The sequence below is a fragment of the Methylobacterium sp. J-078 genome (assembly GCF_022829285.1).
GTDB lineage: Bacteria > Pseudomonadota > Alphaproteobacteria > Rhizobiales > Beijerinckiaceae > Methylobacterium.
Window position 1 is genome coordinate 1 of record NZ_JAKSYI010000028.1, and the last position, 607, is coordinate 607.

General features: G+C 63.9%; 1 pseudogene. It reads right to left on the bottom strand.

Going from position 1 to position 607, the window contains the following annotated elements:
* A pseudogene (locus tag MKK58_RS02000) lies at positions 1–110 on the bottom strand (IS110 family transposase); the annotation flags it as partial.
* Between the last annotated feature and the right edge of the window lie 497 nt (positions 111–607).

Sequence of the window (607 nt, forward strand, 5' to 3'; positions counted from 1 at the left end):
ATGCCGGTCGGGGTGTTGTCACACCGGAGCGGTTTGGCGGCGGGATGGAACCCGAGGTCGAGGACGTGCTTGCCGACGTCGATGCCGGCCACCGGTACGAGGCTGAGCATGGCGGATCCTGTCCTGTACGCGGGCGCCCGCGCGAGCGGGACCCGACCGACTGTTCGGACTACGCAAGACAGGGCGTCCGGGATCGTGCCGGTTGACGACCGTGCCTCGACGACACAGCGAAGGTCATCGGGGTGGACCTGGAAACCGTAAGGTCGCCAGACGCCCAGGCTGTATCAAACCACAGCAAGCCCTCAGGTACAGGAAACGGTGACAGGATCAGGCCCGAGGACACCGTCTGGCACCTCGGCGATTTCGCCTAAGGGTTTTCCAGGTCTTACGCCGAGGACATGTTCCGGCATCTCAACGGCCGCAAGTTCCTCGTCATCGGCAACCACGACCAGCTGAGGCTCCACACCTAGGAGCTTGTCCGAGTAATCCTCTCGACGACGAGGCTGCGAGGTGATTCACTCGGCTCATGGCCAAGGTGTTTCGCTCCTGGGACGTCGATCAGGGCTGGCTGTTGCCGCCCTCGCTGCACGAGTTCGTGCCACCCGGA